The sequence below is a fragment of the Flavivirga sp. 57AJ16 genome (assembly GCF_028736925.1).
Taxonomy (GTDB): domain Bacteria; phylum Bacteroidota; class Bacteroidia; order Flavobacteriales; family Flavobacteriaceae; genus Flavivirga.
In genome coordinates this window covers 270,837-287,072 of sequence record NZ_JAQZAT010000005.1, presented here as the reverse complement: position 1 = coordinate 287,072, position 16,236 = coordinate 270,837, and the positions used below count along the sequence as shown (strand labels likewise).

The 16,236-nt window shown below is 33.7% G+C and carries 15 protein-coding genes; 5 read left to right on the top strand and 10 right to left on the bottom strand.

Annotated features, from left to right (window positions below):
* Positions 1-256: 256 nt before the first annotated feature.
* The gene (locus PQO00_RS07685) at positions 257-1,384 is read right to left on the bottom strand and encodes a GTP cyclohydrolase (RefSeq protein ID WP_274184254.1); all 1,128 of its coding nucleotides are present in this window, start codon (positions 1,382-1,384) and stop codon (positions 257-259) included.
* An 85-nt stretch (positions 1,385-1,469) separates the two neighbouring features.
* Positions 1,470-2,486 carry a transporter gene (locus tag PQO00_RS07680; protein ID WP_274184253.1) on the bottom strand — a complete coding sequence of 339 codons (1,017 nt, stop codon included), beginning with the start codon at positions 2,484-2,486 and terminating at the stop codon, positions 1,470-1,472.
* A gap of 159 nt (positions 2,487-2,645) precedes the next feature.
* Here PQO00_RS07680 and PQO00_RS07675 point away from each other — a divergent pair, with 159 nt between their 5' ends.
* The 4 genes from PQO00_RS07675 (at position 2,646) to PQO00_RS07660 (ending at position 8,298) form a co-directional block, all read left to right on the top strand.
* Positions 2,646-2,918: a DUF4834 family protein gene (locus PQO00_RS07675; RefSeq protein WP_274184252.1), complete on the top strand. Its 273-nt coding sequence runs from the start codon at positions 2,646-2,648 to the stop codon at positions 2,916-2,918.
* Between the two features lie 31 nt (positions 2,919-2,949).
* Positions 2,950-5,373, top strand: coding sequence for a YfhO family protein (locus PQO00_RS07670; protein WP_274184251.1), 2,424 nt, complete (start codon positions 2,950-2,952; stop codon positions 5,371-5,373).
* A gap of 104 nt (positions 5,374-5,477) precedes the next feature.
* Positions 5,478-6,761, top strand: a complete 1,284-nt coding sequence (locus PQO00_RS07665; RefSeq protein WP_274184250.1) for a glycosyltransferase family 4 protein — start codon at positions 5,478-5,480, stop codon at positions 6,759-6,761.
* A gap of 79 nt (positions 6,762-6,840) precedes the next feature.
* The gene (locus tag PQO00_RS07660; RefSeq protein ID WP_274184249.1) at positions 6,841-8,298 is read left to right on the top strand and encodes a lipopolysaccharide biosynthesis protein; all 1,458 of its coding nucleotides are present in this window, start codon (positions 6,841-6,843) and stop codon (positions 8,296-8,298) included.
* Between the two features lie 135 nt (positions 8,299-8,433).
* On the opposite strand, the gene PQO00_RS07655 is transcribed toward PQO00_RS07660, so the two are convergent.
* From PQO00_RS07655 to PQO00_RS07620, 8 genes are all read right to left on the bottom strand, one after another.
* The gene (locus tag PQO00_RS07655; RefSeq protein WP_274184248.1) at positions 8,434-9,270 is read right to left on the bottom strand and encodes an NmrA family NAD(P)-binding protein; all 837 of its coding nucleotides are present in this window, start codon (positions 9,268-9,270) and stop codon (positions 8,434-8,436) included.
* A gap of 11 nt (positions 9,271-9,281) precedes the next feature.
* Entirely contained in the window at positions 9,282-9,767 is a 486-nt protein-coding gene (locus PQO00_RS07650) for a DUF1772 domain-containing protein (RefSeq protein WP_274184247.1), read from the bottom strand.
* The gene (locus PQO00_RS07645; RefSeq protein WP_274184246.1) at positions 9,764-10,159 is read right to left on the bottom strand and encodes a DUF5367 family protein; all 396 of its coding nucleotides are present in this window, start codon (positions 10,157-10,159) and stop codon (positions 9,764-9,766) included. The genes PQO00_RS07650 and PQO00_RS07645 overlap by 4 nt, the downstream gene beginning before the upstream one ends.
* A gap of 91 nt (positions 10,160-10,250) precedes the next feature.
* The gene (locus PQO00_RS07640; protein ID WP_274184245.1) at positions 10,251-11,102 is read right to left on the bottom strand and encodes an AraC family transcriptional regulator; all 852 of its coding nucleotides are present in this window, start codon (positions 11,100-11,102) and stop codon (positions 10,251-10,253) included.
* A 247-nt stretch (positions 11,103-11,349) separates the two neighbouring features.
* Positions 11,350-11,505, bottom strand: coding sequence for a hypothetical protein (locus PQO00_RS07635; RefSeq protein ID WP_274184244.1), 156 nt, complete (start codon positions 11,503-11,505; stop codon positions 11,350-11,352).
* 72 nt (positions 11,506-11,577) lie between these two features.
* Complete coding sequence (locus PQO00_RS07630; RefSeq protein ID WP_274184243.1) at positions 11,578-11,754, bottom strand: hypothetical protein; 177 nt, start codon at positions 11,752-11,754, stop codon at positions 11,578-11,580.
* Positions 11,755-12,320: 566 nt separating this feature from the next.
* Complete coding sequence (locus PQO00_RS07625) at positions 12,321-13,571, bottom strand: hypothetical protein (protein WP_274184242.1); 1,251 nt, start codon at positions 13,569-13,571, stop codon at positions 12,321-12,323.
* A 594-nt stretch (positions 13,572-14,165) separates the two neighbouring features.
* Positions 14,166-14,612 carry a hypothetical protein gene (locus PQO00_RS07620; RefSeq protein ID WP_274184241.1) on the bottom strand — a complete coding sequence of 149 codons (447 nt, stop codon included), beginning with the start codon at positions 14,610-14,612 and terminating at the stop codon, positions 14,166-14,168.
* A 464-nt stretch (positions 14,613-15,076) separates the two neighbouring features.
* Between PQO00_RS07620 and PQO00_RS07615 the strand changes: the two genes are divergently transcribed.
* Positions 15,077-16,153 (top strand): DUF3667 domain-containing protein, encoded by a 1,077-nt coding sequence (locus PQO00_RS07615; RefSeq protein WP_274184240.1) that lies wholly within the window; start codon positions 15,077-15,079, stop codon positions 16,151-16,153.
* Positions 16,154-16,236 lie beyond the last annotated feature (83 nt).

Sequence of the window (16,236 nt, the reverse complement as noted above, 5' to 3'; positions counted from 1 at the left end):
TCGTAATCTTCCTGAAGGGGAAAAAAGAGAAAGACGACCCTGTAAGTCAGAAATTCTTTGTACTTTCATAATTATCGAAGATAAAAACCCCGTTTTTGTGCCTTTTTGGCCTTTTTCGGGGTTTATTTATACATCAATATACAACAAAACCCTCGTTTTCACAAGGGCTTTCGTGTTTTGCGAATGTGCCCCGAAAAACAGATATTAAAAAATCCAATTCATAATTGAATTGGATTTTTTTATGAAATGAAGTGATTTAAGCTTTGTCAATAGGTTTTCTAAAAGTACAGCGTCTTTTATTAATAACGGGCTTAAAGTTTTTCCATATTTGTTGTATGGCAACGTTGTCATCCAATTCAGGGCCTCTTACACATAATTCAATACCCTTTTCTGTAAATGTTTTATGGAATTCATCAAAAATAATAGCAGTAACCCCTTTATTTTGATATTCAGGTAAAACACCAATTAGGTAAAAAGTCACTGTTTTGGCATGTTTCTTTGCGTGTAATAAATGCTTTAAGCCAAAAGGAAATAACTTGCCCTTCATTTTTTGTAAAGCTTTTGCGTAAGACGGGGTCACAATCCCAAAAGCAATTAGTTTATCATCTTTATCTAAGACAAATTTCACATATTCCGGATTAAGAAAACCAATAAATTTTTTCTTAAAATACTCCCGCTGTTCATCATTTATTTCAACAAATGTGGAAAGGACAGCATGTGATTTGGAAAAGACATCAAACATCTCATTGGTGTAAGGAAGAATATCTTTATTTTTAGTAAAGTTTAAAGCTCTTAGTTGGTAGCGCTTTTTTATTAACCCCTGCATTCTTGAGAAATATTCTGGGTGAATATTTTTAAACTCCATGATGTTCTCAGAATATGTTTTAGCAATATCGTAGCCTAATTTTTTAAAATGGGTCGCGTAATAGGGTAGGTTGTGCCATGTAATCATACTTCCAATTTGGTCAAAACCTTCTGTTACTACACCTACTTTATCAAGATTGGAAAAACCAACAGGGCCTTCGATAAATTCAAGATCGTTTTCCTTTCCAATTTCTATGACCTTATCAAGTAAGGCCTTTGAAACATTCACATCATCGATAACATCAAACCAACCAAAACGCATTTTTTTTAAAGTTTGCTCCTTGACTTCCAGCCAATTGATTATAGCGGCTATACGGCCAACAATTTCCCCGTTTTTATAAGCTAGGAATAATCTGGCTTCAGCATTATTAAATACCGGGTTTTCTTTTTTGTTAAAAGTTTTGATTTCTTCACTAATAATTGGGGGGACCCAATATTTGGAATTTTTATTAATCTTAAAAGGAAGTTTAACAAAAGCCTTTAAATCCTTCTTTTTATGTATTTCTTTGAGTGTTATCATATGTTATGATAGCTATTTTGATTCTTAATTGAAAAGTATTCCTAGAGGGGCTGTCTCGAAGAAAGTTCGTTTCAAGGAAATTATTTTAGTTGTTGTCAAAGTCTATATCGTTTCGTTTTCGCTTTTTATCTTCATCAGCAGTATTATTTTTGTTTTTATTGCGTCTGGATCTTCTTTTTCCTTCTTCTTTAGCCGAGGTACCATTATTTATATCTTTATCCTTGAGCTCTTTGTCTTTATGGAAATCCAATCTGTACGATACCCCAAAGTTTACACTAAAAACAGACGGGGTGTCCTTTGTGTTAAGGGTTAGTGCAGTATCTAATTGAAGATCTCGTTTCAATAAGTAAGCGCCCCCAAATCTAAAAAGATTATCAGCATAAAAATCACTTTGTATCCCTTGAGTTTCGCCAAATATAACCCACTTAGGGTTGAAAGAGTGTGTTAATGTTAAAATATATTGAAAATCTGATTGGTCGGATCCAATTCTGTCCTTTATGAAATTCATAACAAATACCCATCCTCCGGGGAAGTTGTTTTGGGTTGCGATCATAACTTTAGGGCTAAACCCTTCAATGCCCGGGGCTATATACGGATTGTCTTTTGTGTCAAAATTAGCCCCTAAATAAACTGAAACAGCAGGGATTAACGAACTCCATCTAAAGCGATGATTTGCTCTCCAACTGTACAGGTCAGGTTGCTTTTCTTCTGATTTTTTATAAGGATCGTACACCAGGTACTTCGCGCCCAATGTGAGCGTTTTAAAGTTAGAGCGTTTTTCTTCGATAGATGAATTTAAAGGGTACGTTTTTTTGTCGTTTTGGTAGGTGCCTTCAATATTTAATTCCAGTTCCTCGAATAATAGCCCATATCGCGCAGCAAAATCAACGCCAAACCCAGATATTTCATAGGCCGTAGCAGGCGTCCTTTTTTCTTTTGTAATATAGGGACCTATTTCAAATTGAGCTACATTGGTGCCTACGGAAAAAGCACTTCGGGACACACCGGGTCTGTTTGAGTTAATGACATCGGTATATTGGCTATAGGCCTGAATTGAAATTAGGGTTAGTATAAAACATAAGATAGATTTCATTGGGTTCATAATTAAGGTTTTAGTATACAACTAGTAATACATTGATAATGCACTGCTATTATTTTTAGGTTCAAAGACTTTTTCAAATATAGATATTTTATACTTTTTTTATCATTTTTGAGCGTTTTTTAAGCATATAGAATTGTATTTTTGTTAAAAATAATTTTTATGCTACAATTTGCATCTGTAACAGGTTTTGTTAGAATGATATTAATCATTCTTCTTATTTACTTTGGAATAAAAATTTTATCACGCTTATTTGCTCCGTTTATTTTTAAATACATTACTAAAAAAGCGGAACAGCGTTTTGGTGGCCAGTTTGGAAAACAGCAACAAGAAAAACCGAAAAAAGAAGGAGAAGTCATTATAGATAAAATACCAAAAACTAAAACTTCAAATAAAAATGTAGGTGATTATGTCGATTACGAAGAAATTGATTAATTTTCACAAACATTGTTCTTAATATACTTTCATGCAATTTTCAGTTAAAAGAATAGGTCCTCATTTATTAATTTTGGTAGGATTTGTAATGCTTTCATTGGCTTATTTTAGCCCTGTTTTAAAAGGGGAAAGGATATATCAAAGCGATATCGTGCAATACATAGGCATGAGCAAGCAGCAAAAGGATTTTAAAGCAGAAACTGGAAAAGAAACATATTGGACAAATAGTGCGTTTGCTGGGATGCCTACGTACCAGTTGGGAGCAAAGTACCCGCATAATTATATTAAAAAATTAGATTTGACCCTTAGGTTTTTGCCTCGACCAGCAGATTATCTGTTTTTATATCTGTTAAGTTTTTATATACTGATGTTGGTCTTAAAGGTCGACTTTAAACTAGCTGCGCTTGGAGCTATCGCTTTTGGGTTTTCAACTTATTTAATAATTATTTTAGGAGTAGGACACAATAGCAAGGCGCATGCTATAGCTTATATGCCGTTGGTTTTAAGTGGAATTTTCCTTGTTTTTCAAAAAAAATATATCCCAGGGTTCTTGTTAACTACTGTTGCTATGGGCTTGGAGCTTGTGGCTAATCATTTTCAGATGACTTATTATCTATTGCTATTGGTTATTGTTTTAGGTGTTGTATACCTAGTTGACGCCTATAGAAAAAAAATACTGCCTCATTATTTTAAATCTGTAGGGATCATGGTTGCCGCCGTCGTTCTATCCATAGCTTTGAACGCAACAAACGTCTTGGCAACACAAGAATATGTAAAAGAGAGCACCCGGGGAAAAAGCGAGTTAACTATAAACCCTGATGGTTCGCCAAAAACAATGACCTCTGGTTTGGATAGGGATTATATCACACAGTTTAGTTATGGCATTGTGGAAACTTTTAATCTTTATATTCCCAGATTTATGGGAGGAGGAAATGGTGAGAATGTAGGCAAGGATTCTTCAACTTATGAGGCTTACAGGAAATTGGGGGCTAGCACCACACAAGCATTAGAAGCGTCGAAGCGCGCCCCTATGTATTGGGGAGAACAGCCCATTGTTGAAGCACCGGCATATATTGGCGCCGTGGTTTTGTTTTTATTTGTTTTTGCACTATTTCTTGTGAAAGGACGGTTAAAATGGTGGCTCGTAGGAGGGACTTTATTGTCGCTATTATTGTCTTACGGGAAAAATTTAGGGTTTTTAACGGACTTCTTTATTGATTATGTGCCGCTTTACAACAAGTTTAGAGCGGTGAGTTCTATTCAGGTCATTTTAGAACTGTGTATTCCCGTATTGGCGATTTTCGGGTTGACAAGGTTGTTCAATGACTTTGAAAAGAAGGAAGATAAGTTTAAAGCTTTAAAATACACCAGTATCATCACAGGTGGTATTGCTGTGGTGTTTTTACTGTTTAAGTCGTCGTTATTTGATTTTGTCGGTGCTAATGATGGTCAATATATGCAGGCCTATGGACCGGATTTTATAAGAGCTATTAAAGAGGATAGAGAAGCTATTTTTACTCAGGATACATTGCGGACATTTGTTTTGGTCGTGTTATCTGCTGGTGCTATCTTTATGTTTTTGCGTGATAAACTAAAAGAAAAGTGGGTGATCGTGGTGTTTTGTGCGCTCGTTCTTTTTGATTTAGTTGGGGTTGATAGACGCTATGTGAATAATGCCGATTTTGTATCTGCAATTAGGATGGACAAACCGTTTCAGGCCAATGAGGTAGATCAGGAAATCTTAAAGGATACCACGCATTTTAAGGTGTTTGATTTAGTTTCGGGGCCATCAAAACCTTCGTACTTCCATAATTCGTTAAATGGTTATAATGCTGCAGAATTAAAGCGCTATAGGGAAGTGTTTGATTTTTATGTAACGAAAAACAATATCAATGTGCTTAATATGCTTAATACCAAGTATATTATAGCTCAGGATGAAAAAGACGGGATGTTCTCTTATAAAAATGACGAGGCCAATGGTAATGTCTGGTTTGTTCAGCGCTTGCAAAAAGTGGTGTCGGCAGATGAGGAAATGAAGCAGTTGGATAGCTTGCCCAATAAATCCATAGCTATTTATTCTACGCATAAAGCTTTGGAAAACTTAAAAAATGTGAAGCCAAACTATGAAGTAGATTCGTTGGCATCCATTAATTTGGTTGAAGTGAAACCGAATTACTTAAAGTATAAATCCAGAAACTCAAATGAAGGGTTTGCTGTTTTTTCAGAGGTGTATTATGGTAATGGGTGGAAAACTTTTATCGATGGAGAAGAGCGTTCCCATATACGTGTTAATTATACGTTGCGTGGTATGCAGGTACCAGCAGGAAACCATACCATAGAATTTAAGTTTGACCCAGATGTTGTTAAAACGGGTAGTCATATTGCTTTGGCTAGCTCGATTTTGTTTGGGGTATTGTTGCTGGGCGGACTGTTATACGAGTTTAAGAAAAAATAGTTTGCCATACCTGTATAAACAGGCGTTGTTATTAATCTAGTTTCAATTTTTAAGATTCCTGATGTAGTTTATCTTGAGCGAAGACGAAAGGCAGGAATGACAGAATGAAAAAAAAAGTACTTATTATAACTTATTATTGGCCTCCTGCAGGAGGGCCCGGAGTACAGCGCTGGTTGAAATTTGTTAAATATTTGCCGGAATTTAATATAGATCCTATTGTTTATATTCCGGATAACCCTAATTATCCTTTGCTGGACGAAAGTTTATCTTCTGAAGTTTCAGACGAGATCACCATTTTAAAGTACCCAATAAAAGAGCCTTATAAGTTAGCGGGGGTGTTTTCAAAAAAATCATCGAAAACCATAAGTAAAGGGATTATTTCAGATCATAAAAAACAAAGTTTTATCGAAAAAGTGATGCTCTATATTAGGGGGAACTTTTTTGTTCCCGATGCGAGAATAGCTTGGGTAAAACCTTCTGTAGGGTATCTTTCAAAATATATTTCGGAAAAAAATATTAAAACGATAATAACTACAGGGCCTCCGCATAGCTTGCATCTTATTGGCTTACGGTTAAAGGAAGAATTAGGGGTGAAGTGGTTGGCCGATTTTAGGGATCCATGGACAACCATTGGTTATCATAAACAATTAAAGTTAACAAAAGCTTCAAAAGAAAAACATATAACTTTAGAAAAGCAGGTTTTAAATACTGCCGATCAGGTCATTGTGACCAGTTTTACAACTAAAAAAGAGTTTTCAAAAATAACAAGCCGACCTATAGAGGTTATAACTAATGGCTATGATTACGAACCTGCTGGTGAGTTGGAGCTAGACTCCAAGTTTTCAATATCCCATATAGGCTCTTTATTGTCTAAACGAAATCCAGAAGTTTTATGGGACGTCCTAAGTGACCTAGTTAATGAAAACAATGGTTTTTCTAAAGATTTTCAACTTAACTTTATTGGGGCGATTAGTGAAAATGTATTAGGATCGATCAAGAACAAAGGGTTAAGTAATTATGTTAATAAAGTAGGTTATGTTTCGCATAAAGAAGCAGTTGTGTTTCAAAAAAAATCACAGGTATTGTTGTTGATTGAAATAGATTCTGAAGACACAAAATGCATTATACCTGGAAAACTATTTGAATATATGGTTTCAAACAGGCCCATTATCGCCATAGGTCCCAAAGATTCGGATGTTGGGAAAATCATTAAGGAGACGAATACGGGTAGCTACTTTAATTACGATGCTTATGAGTCACTAAAAACGACTATATTGGCATGCTATAAAGCATTTCGGAATAAGAATTTGCAATCGTTTCCAATTGGTTTGCAAAAGTATAGCAGAAAACAATTAACCCAACAGTTAATAGAGGTGATCGAGAAATGAAAATCCGAAAAGGTCTAAGCTCTAAATTATTTCAAAGAGTAACGTTTTTAGGATTTAATTATAAATATTTTAAGAATTAATGGGAATAGTCGCTTCGCAGTCTTTTAAAAATGTTATCTCAACATATTTGGGCTTTTTTATTGGAGCCATTAATACGTTATTTCTTTACACAGAATTCCTTAGTGATGAATTTTACGGCATGGTAGGGTATATGCTGTCTTTGGCATATGTAATTATGCCTTTGATGGCCTTTGGGGCACACAATACATTGGTTAAGTTTTACTCGTCCTTTAAAACGCGTATCTCATTAAACAGCTTTTTGACACTGATGCTGTTTTTGCCATTTATAATAGCCATTCCTTTATGTTTTTTTAGTTATGCGTGTTATGATGTGATTGGTGGTGTTTTGTCCAAAAAGAACGATATTATAAGAGGTTATTTGTGGCATACCATGATCATAGCTTTTGCACTCGCTTATTTTGAAATATTCTTTGCCTGGGCCAAGGTGCAAATGCAAACCGTATTTGGGAACTTTATGAAAGAAGTTTTTCATCGGATAGCAACTATGATACTGTTATTTTTATTGCACTTTAAAGTTGTTGATGTGGAGTGGTTTATGATAGGTTTGGTGTGCGTGTATGTTTTAAGAATGCTCATTATGAGTGTATATGCGTTTAGTATTAAGCTTCCTGTTGTTACATTTAAGAGAATTAATGGCTTAAAAAATATTTTTAAATATTCGTTTTTAATAATTATAGCGGGTTCCATAGCTACTGTTCTTTTAGATGTAGATAAAGTCATGCTGGGGCATTATATCCAGATCGAAGAAATAGCATATTACAATGTTGCTATTTTTATAGCAGCGGTTATTGCTGTGCCTCAACGATCTATGCATCAAATACTGTTGCCTTTATCGGCTAAGTTTTTGAACGAAAAAAAAATGGATGCTCTGGAAGACCTGTGCAAAAAGAGCTCGTTAAACTTGTTTATAATAAGCGGATTTATATTTCTTTTGATTGTCTTGAATATTAATCAGTTGTACCATATCATTCCAGAGGAGTTTGGTGGTGGGCTTTTTGTGGTACTCATAATTAGTGTCACCAAATTATATGATGCTTTTTTGGGAGCTAACAATGCTATTTTATTTAATAGCGATTACTATAGGGCCGTGTTGTTCTTAGGGGTAGTTTTGGTTATACTAATGATTATTTTAAACATGGTCTTTATTCCTCTGTACGGTATTAACGGTGCTGCTTTAGCAACTTCGCTGGCTATTTTCATGTATAACTCCGTAAAACTGCTTTTTGTATACATGAAGTTTAAGATCCATCCTTTTACGACTGATATATTTAGGATAGCGGGTTTCATATTTTTAAGTGTTTTGCTATTGTATTTTTGGGAATTTCCTTTTAATCCTATAGTCAATATTGCTTTAAAATCAACTTTAATTACGGTGCTGTATGTATTTGTAGTTTATAGGTTTAAGTTTTCTGAAGATATTTCAATACTTATTGAGCGTTATTTTGGGGTTAAATAAAAACCATAACGGGAAGGGTTATTTACTGTTTTGTACCTACCCTCGCTCCGCAAAGTCTCCCGACCTTCCGGAGAGAGGGATCAAAATTCATTTTTTTTAATGGTATTGTGCAACGGTAACCGTTGTCGGCAATAGTTATTCGATGCTTATTTGATTCCAAATTCCAGTTTCACTGGTTTTTTGAGCATATTCCGAAAATGTTTTTGCTTTTCTGCCCAGAACTCGTTCAATATCATTAACTACCAGTTGATTTTTTGGATTGGTTAAAACATGACTAAATAAATACTCAATTAACCACACAACATCATTAGGTATTTGCATTTGCTTCATACCATTTATATACTGCTCTAGCGTGATGTCGTAAAAATTCAAATTTCTTTTACTGGTCTTTGAAATGATGTTGACAATATCCTTAAAAGTGATTAGTTCTGGACCCGTTACCTCAATAATTTCACCATTATAAGCATCATCTATTAATACAGTTGCTGCTACTTCTGCAATATCATTTGCATCTACAAATGGAATTAAAACATCAGACATTGGTAATGCCACTTCTCCTGAAAGAATAGGGTCTAAAAAGAAACTTTCGCTCCAATTTTGGTTAAACCACGAGGCTCGAACGATTGTGTAATTTATGCCGGAATCCATAACAATTTTTTCGCAGGCTTCAGCTTCAGTTTCACCTTTTCCTGAAAGCAAAACCATTTTGTTTACCCCTAATTCTATAGCTAAATAAGTTAAACTCTCTATGGCTTCTTTAGCTCCTGGAACAGCTAGGTCAGGATAATAAGTAACATACATTTTTTCGATGCCGTTTAAGGCATCTACCCAAGTATCTTTATTGTCCCAATCAAAGCTTGGTGATGAATTTCTTGAACCAATTCTTGGCTCAATTCCTTTGTTTTGTAATTGCTCGACTACTCGGTGACCAGTTTTTCCGGTTCCTCCGATAACTAAAATGTTTGTTTTCATAATAAATGATTTTAAAATGTTTTTTGAATAAATATTGATATAAGTAATAGAATGAATGAAACCATGTTTGAAATGGTTCTTATACCATGGAAATGATTCCAAGCGCTTTCATAATAGGTTCTAAAATCCTTTAGCTCTATTAAGTTAAGCTTGGTAATATTTAATACTTCTAGTTCATTGTTTAAGGGGACATTTCCAAAGGCTGTAACTCCAAAAGTACCAATTAGATATATGATTGTTGACGCCAACACTAACACAAATACAGTTTTGTTGTTGAACTGTAAATAAGTAGTTATCACCAATGCAATTAAGCTTCCAAAGAACACAATGAAGAACACCGGATTCAAGATTTCTCTATTAATGTTTTGCATTGTTTCCAAATACGTTAAATGACCTGTTTTTTTTGTTCCCAATATGACTGAAATAGACCAAGCGAAGAAAAAACCTGTGGAAAGTGCATTCAATAAAACCGTTATAAAAAAAACAATAGTTTTCATGCTTTGATTTTTTTATTGTTTAAATGATTTCCGAAATAGAATACAATGAAGTAAAACTCAACTACAATTGTATAAAACATTGGATCTCCGAAAAATTCTGAATAGCTTCCTCCATTTGGAATTATAAATACTGGAACTGTGATTATTACATCTAGAAGCGTAGCTACAATAACGAATGTAAGCCCCAATGCAGATGGTTTTATGTAACTTTTCTTATAGAACAAATATGTTCCTAAACATGCGCTGGGTACGATGCCTAAAACCAATACGACATTAGATTGTAGTTCAGGATTATCTAAAATGGGGACATAAAATGATAAGAGGTAAAAGCTAACGCCTAAAATCCAAACGAACATGCCACATACAATGCTAAATAAACTTTTACTAATCATAATCTTTGCTTTTTGAATTATGATACAAATCTATAGCAGCTGTCTTCCAGCGACTTATTCCGAAAGAATTATGATTTATTCGAAAAGAATTTTACACTTGGCTAGGTCTGTAGCCAAACTTTTTTTCAAAAGCGTTAGAGAAAGAACCTAAACTATCGTAACCTACTGCCCAAGCGGCTTCTTGAATTGTTTTTTGTTCGTTTTTAATTAAACTGTAGGCTTTTTTTAAACGTTCGTTTTGTAAGTATTTGAAAACAGGAACGCCAAACTGCGCTTTAAATTCTATTTTAAGCTTATTAGTGTTGGTGCCAATTCTGTTGGCCAATTCTGTTAAGGAAGGTGGATTTTCTAAATTAGATAATAAAATTTCTTGAGCTAGATTGATTTTTTCTATTTGCGAAGTATCAAGTTTTGTGCTTTGTTGTTTTGCCAATTGTCCAAAATAATGAGAAAGTAAAGCTGTGATATGGCTTTTATAAAACATCATTTTAATTTCGCCCTCGTAAGTATTGCTAAAGAACTGTTCAACTAATTGAAACATTTCTGGGCTCATATTAAATACCGGACCTTCAACATAATGATCTTTTGGGTGAATTAATTGATATAAAAATTGTTCCAAGAATTGACCTTCACCATTAGGCAATTTGTCTATATTTCTTATTGTTGTAGCGATTACAAGGCATTGTAGCGATTTTAGTTTGGAAACATGGTGTTCAAACTCTACCATATTATCTGCATAAAATGATAGTACCATGCCTTTAGTGTGATGGAATTCTTTGGTTTTTCCATCGAATTTTACGTTAAGACCAACATCACCTGCACCATAAAAGGCGATAGCTATTACAGGCTCGTCAAAAAAGCATGAATCTATTAAATTATTATCGGTAGAAGCCTCTTCCAACAAGATTGTGTAATCATTTATATCTATTATTTCACGATTCATTCTTATGAGTTATATCAATCGAGTTTAATTATTGCTAATGTCTCGTATAAGAAACGTAGGGCAGGTGATAAGCGATACGTTTCGGGTTGGTACTAAGCCAAATATAAATATTTTGCTTTTATCTTTTTTCTTGTAAACACCAAATTTTATACTTGGCGACTTTGACAATAAACATATACCTTTCGATTAAGCCCAAAAGCCCTATGTTTTCTTATATCTTGTTGGCAACTGGCTTCTTTCACTATTGTTAAAACACATTAAACTCATTTAATCTATCACATAGTCTAATATGCTTATTCAATAAATCTTCATATGTTACTAAGCTCACATCTGTAAAATTGAAATCATTTTTTAATTCTTCTACAAGATTTTCATTATACCTTGCTTCTTCAGAAGAACCCATCAACAGGGTATATTCATATTGACTATAAGCTAAAAGTCGGATTATCTCGTGAAAAATCGTGAAATTCTTTTTCTAGATACTTTGCTGGCTTTGTTTGTCTTTTTCTATTAGGTTGTTGGTCAGGAAATCTTTTGCTTTTGATAAAGATTTAAAATGGTGAAAATCCTTTTCTTCTGTATATGGCTGAAATAACTTTAAGGCTTCTTCTTTTGTAAAATGAGTTTGATTTGAAATAAAAAGAATTGTCATTTAGTATTTCAGAGGTTATTTTTAGCTTGTTGCCAACATATGGATAACCGTATTCATACGGTCATACCACATATATTGATATGTGCTAATCTAGCGAATTTCCAATTAATTTTTTAGTTTTTTTAAATACCCGAAGGACATTGCAAAAAAACTCCATTCGGATAATGAATCTCAATAGAAACCTTATTAAAAAATGTTTTTTCTTGGAAAGGAGTAGAGGAGTAGAAGCTTCTACATAAATAAAAAACAGTTTTTTTTAAACCGTTTACTGGGCTTCGGAAAATCAACCCTAAACTGCCTATTAAAGTATCTCATAATCTTATAATTGCTACCATACTTAGACATATTCTTTTAAACTTAAAGAGCTTTTTACAGTTCTTTAAATAGAATACACTTTCTGGTGGTTGTTTCTTAATATAAACTAAAACTCAAATACAAGCAGAACAACATGCAGCTTATCGAACGCTTACTATTTAAATGTGGAAAAATATAAAAACAGAAACCCCTACGATGTTGCTTTGAGGCAAACATGTCGCAGGGGTTTCAAAACTAACCAACCAAAATTGTTATGATCGTCTTCTACTAGTCGATCTTATATTTTTATTACTAGATGTACTTCTGCTCTGTACAGCTCTTGGTTTGCTGCTTTGAGAAGACCTGTTAACTGTTTTTCGTTGTGTTACTCTAGGTTTACTTTGAGTAGTACGTGTTACCTGTCTTGTTTTTCTAGCATTATTATTGTCTCTATTATATGTACGCGTATTTTGCGTTCTTGGTTTTTGAGTAACTACATTTTTACGTTCACGGGTTACTTTATTTGTATTTACATTGTTATTGGATCTAGGTCTAACTGTTCTATTAACGCTTTCCCCAGTTCTTTTAGTATGATTAGCTGTTTGGGCATAATTTCTAGTGCTTCTGGTATCATTATTACGTGTAACGGTATTGTTGTTTCTTGTATTTATGTTTATATTAGAGGTGTTACGTCTAATCGTGTTTTTATTTCCTGTTGAATAGTTTCTTCCAGAATTTCTGTTAATAGTACTGTTGCGTTTTGTTATATTAGTTGTTTGAGCAACACTTCTTCTAGAGTTTGCATGTTTATTTATTCGTGTCACGTTTCTGCTGCTTCTATTTACGGTAGCATAGCTTCTATTTCTTGCTATAACGTTGCCACGTCTGCTTGCAATAGCTGTTCTAGGTCTGTAGTTATTATAAAACGGTCTGTTATAAACATAACGCACTGGCGTATAATGACGTCTGTAAGGTCTGTTATAGACTACACAATGGTCGTAAGACGGAATGCTGTAATAACGATGCCAAGGTCTGTAAACATACTGTCTGTTATACACATTTATAAAACCTGAGCAATGTGAAAAACGATTATATCTGTTATAATGAACGTATAGACCACCTACACGGTTTACATAACCAAAGCTGTTATAGTAGATATTGACATTACCTACCTGGCTAACACGACCATAGTAATCATAATATATAGGCGTATTTTCTATTTGAATGATGGCGCCGTATTCATCATATTGTACATAAGCATTGTAATCGTACCCTGAATTAAAGCTAAAATTAATATTAGGGGTTCCTATTGAGACATTTACATTGGTACCGCTATAGCGCTGTATGTTAAAATCAAATTGTCCGTCGCGGAATACTGAAAACTCTATGCCGTTTTCAACAAATATGAAAGAGTTGCCATAACCTCTGTTATAAGTTGTACTTGCTTCTGTATTGGTTGTGGTTGCGTTAACAGTAAAACCGGTAAGGATTAAACTAGCTACTAAGAATAAAAACTTTTTCATAATAATTTATTTTAATGGATGAATACAGTTTGATAATTACAAACAGCGTGCCAAAAAACAATAACAACCAGTAAGTTGTTGTAAATCAGTAAGTAAATAGTTTTTTTTATAAGCAAAAAAATACTAATTTAATCTGAGAGCGGGGAAACCTTTAATAGCAACTACTGTGAGTACACAAAAAAAGATTGGACACGAATGACACAAATTTTCACTAATTATTCTGTCTATTGACTGGTTTCAAGCCTATATAGTCTAGGGATTCTTATTCATGTTGTGTCCAATCTATTCCATAATGTATTGGATTCGTGTGAATTTGTACCATTCGTGTCTTTTTTAAAGATGCGTACTACGGTAGTTAATAAAAAGAGAGAGGCTTGTTGCTGAGTAATTATGTTGTAGAGCTCATTAAAGTTTTGGAATTATCGTAGAACTCATCTGGACTTTTACTATTTCCTAAAACCTGCCTGCGGTAGCTACGGTGTACCCCACAAATACAAATAATCACTCCATAGTTAATCTTTATTAGATTTATGGCATACAGAAAACCACCGCCTTAGGCGGTGGTTTTCTGTATGCAAAATGAAGCACTATTAATTAATTGTACTGGTCGTAAGTATGAATGGATTTCATTATTTCTTCGTAAAACAAAACAGCAGAGACCAAATTGCCTTTATCGGAATATGGTAAAATCACTTTTTGAAACTCGATGGTGTTTTTTACATAGCTATCTGTGTTTTCATGTTGAGCCTCAAGAGCTTTTCTGTTATCATTGCTATTCGGAATGCCAAGAGTAGACATAGTCGTACCGGGTTTTGTTGCAAATGCTATGTAGGGCAATATGTTAGTTAGAACTTCAATTCTTTCCACATATAAGTTTAATAATTGACCTTTTTGCATGTGTTCTAGCTCTTCACCATCGTGATACTTTTTTATGCCTACATGTTTGTTTATGATGCTTTTAGGCGTGTCCTTTTTTTGAGCAAAACTATAGGCGGTAATTAAAAAAAGGCAAATGCTCAATAGGGTAATTTTTATTTTCATGATTATGGGGTTAAATTTTTGCCTACTCTTTTAGCTTTTCGGCTTTCGCTGTTGTTTAATTGTTTTCAATTTGCGTGCCAAAAATGTAATTTACTGTATGTTAGTGTTTTATGTTTTTTATATCGGAAATATTGGCACCCCTGACTAATGAGGTTACATGATTTGAATAGGGAGATGCCTCAATGATGTGTTATGTATAGCTAAATCCATATAAAATAACATGGACCTTCAGAGTAAAAAACCGAATTTCTTCGTTATAAATACTCACTGTAACTAAGCTATGCCTACGCTTTTTACCTTGAACTTTAATTTTTTATTTCTAAATATTCTATGCCATTTTATGTCGACTTAACTAATAGGTAGTAGCTTCGGGTCTGATTTTACATTTTAAGTTATTTAGGATACGGAGAGAAATAACATAGTTCAACAAAAAAATCTTATTTTTATAAAAACCAATCATTTTAATGAAAACCGAACTGGAAATTTGTAAAAACTGTGAAAATAAGTTTGAACAAGCGTTTAGGTTTTGTCCGCATTGTGGGCAGCAAACCAAAGAAGAGCTCACTGTTGGTGTCTTGTTTTATAACACGATAAGTAATTATTTTTCTTTTGATGCGCGTTTTTTTAAAAGCTTTTTACCTTTACTGTTTAAGCCTGGGTATTTAGCTGAAAAATTTATAGAAGGCAAACGTTTACTGTATTTGCATCCTGCTCAATTGTATTTGTTTGTTTCGGTAGTCTTTTTCTTTTTATTGACCACCATAATAGTAAGGGATCAAATTCAGGGTTTAGATGCGACTCTTAAAAAAACACTCGACACACCTTTAATTTCTGATAGCACAAGAACGAAAGCACAACAAGCTTTGGATTCTATAAAACTAGATAGTATTTTGCTGCCTTTAAAGGAGAGTGGTATTCCTGGGATGAAAGCGGAACAGATTAAGGTTTTGGATTCTTTGGAAAAAGACAATGGCAAAAGAACGGTCAACAAGACATTAACTTTTGATTTTGATGAAAAAAAGGTGGATTCTTTAATGGCTATTAATGCTTCTGGGACAGAAATTTACAAAGCTATGGGGATGAGTGATGGTGCTGGTTATATTACAAGGAAATTTTACGCACAGGTACTTAAGTTTTATAAACAGCGCAATGGCGGACAAGTTTTACAAGCGGTCTATGATACAATCCCTATCTCGTTATTTGTTTTGTTGCCAATTTTCGCTTTTATATTAAAGCTGTTGTTCTATAAACGAGGTACCTATGCACATCATTTGGTTTTTAGCTTTTATTTTTTCTCATTTTTATTCACTCTTTTTAGTCTGATTTTAATAGTTAACAGCTTTTTTAAAGTTCCGGATTGGATAGATTGGTTGTTTGTCATATCAACTTTTTTCTATTTATTTGTCGCTATTAAGCGATTTTATAATCATGGATGGCTTTTAAGCTTTATAAAAACAGGAATTGCGAGTTTTATCTATTTAATGTTTGTAATCCCTATTGCAATTATAATAGTTGCCTTAATTGGTTTTTTCTTTTATTAATATAGATCGCCTAAACAATGCCTTTTTATTTCTTGTTTAAAATTATTACAAAGGAAAATAGGGAGCCCCTTTTGTAGAACGCT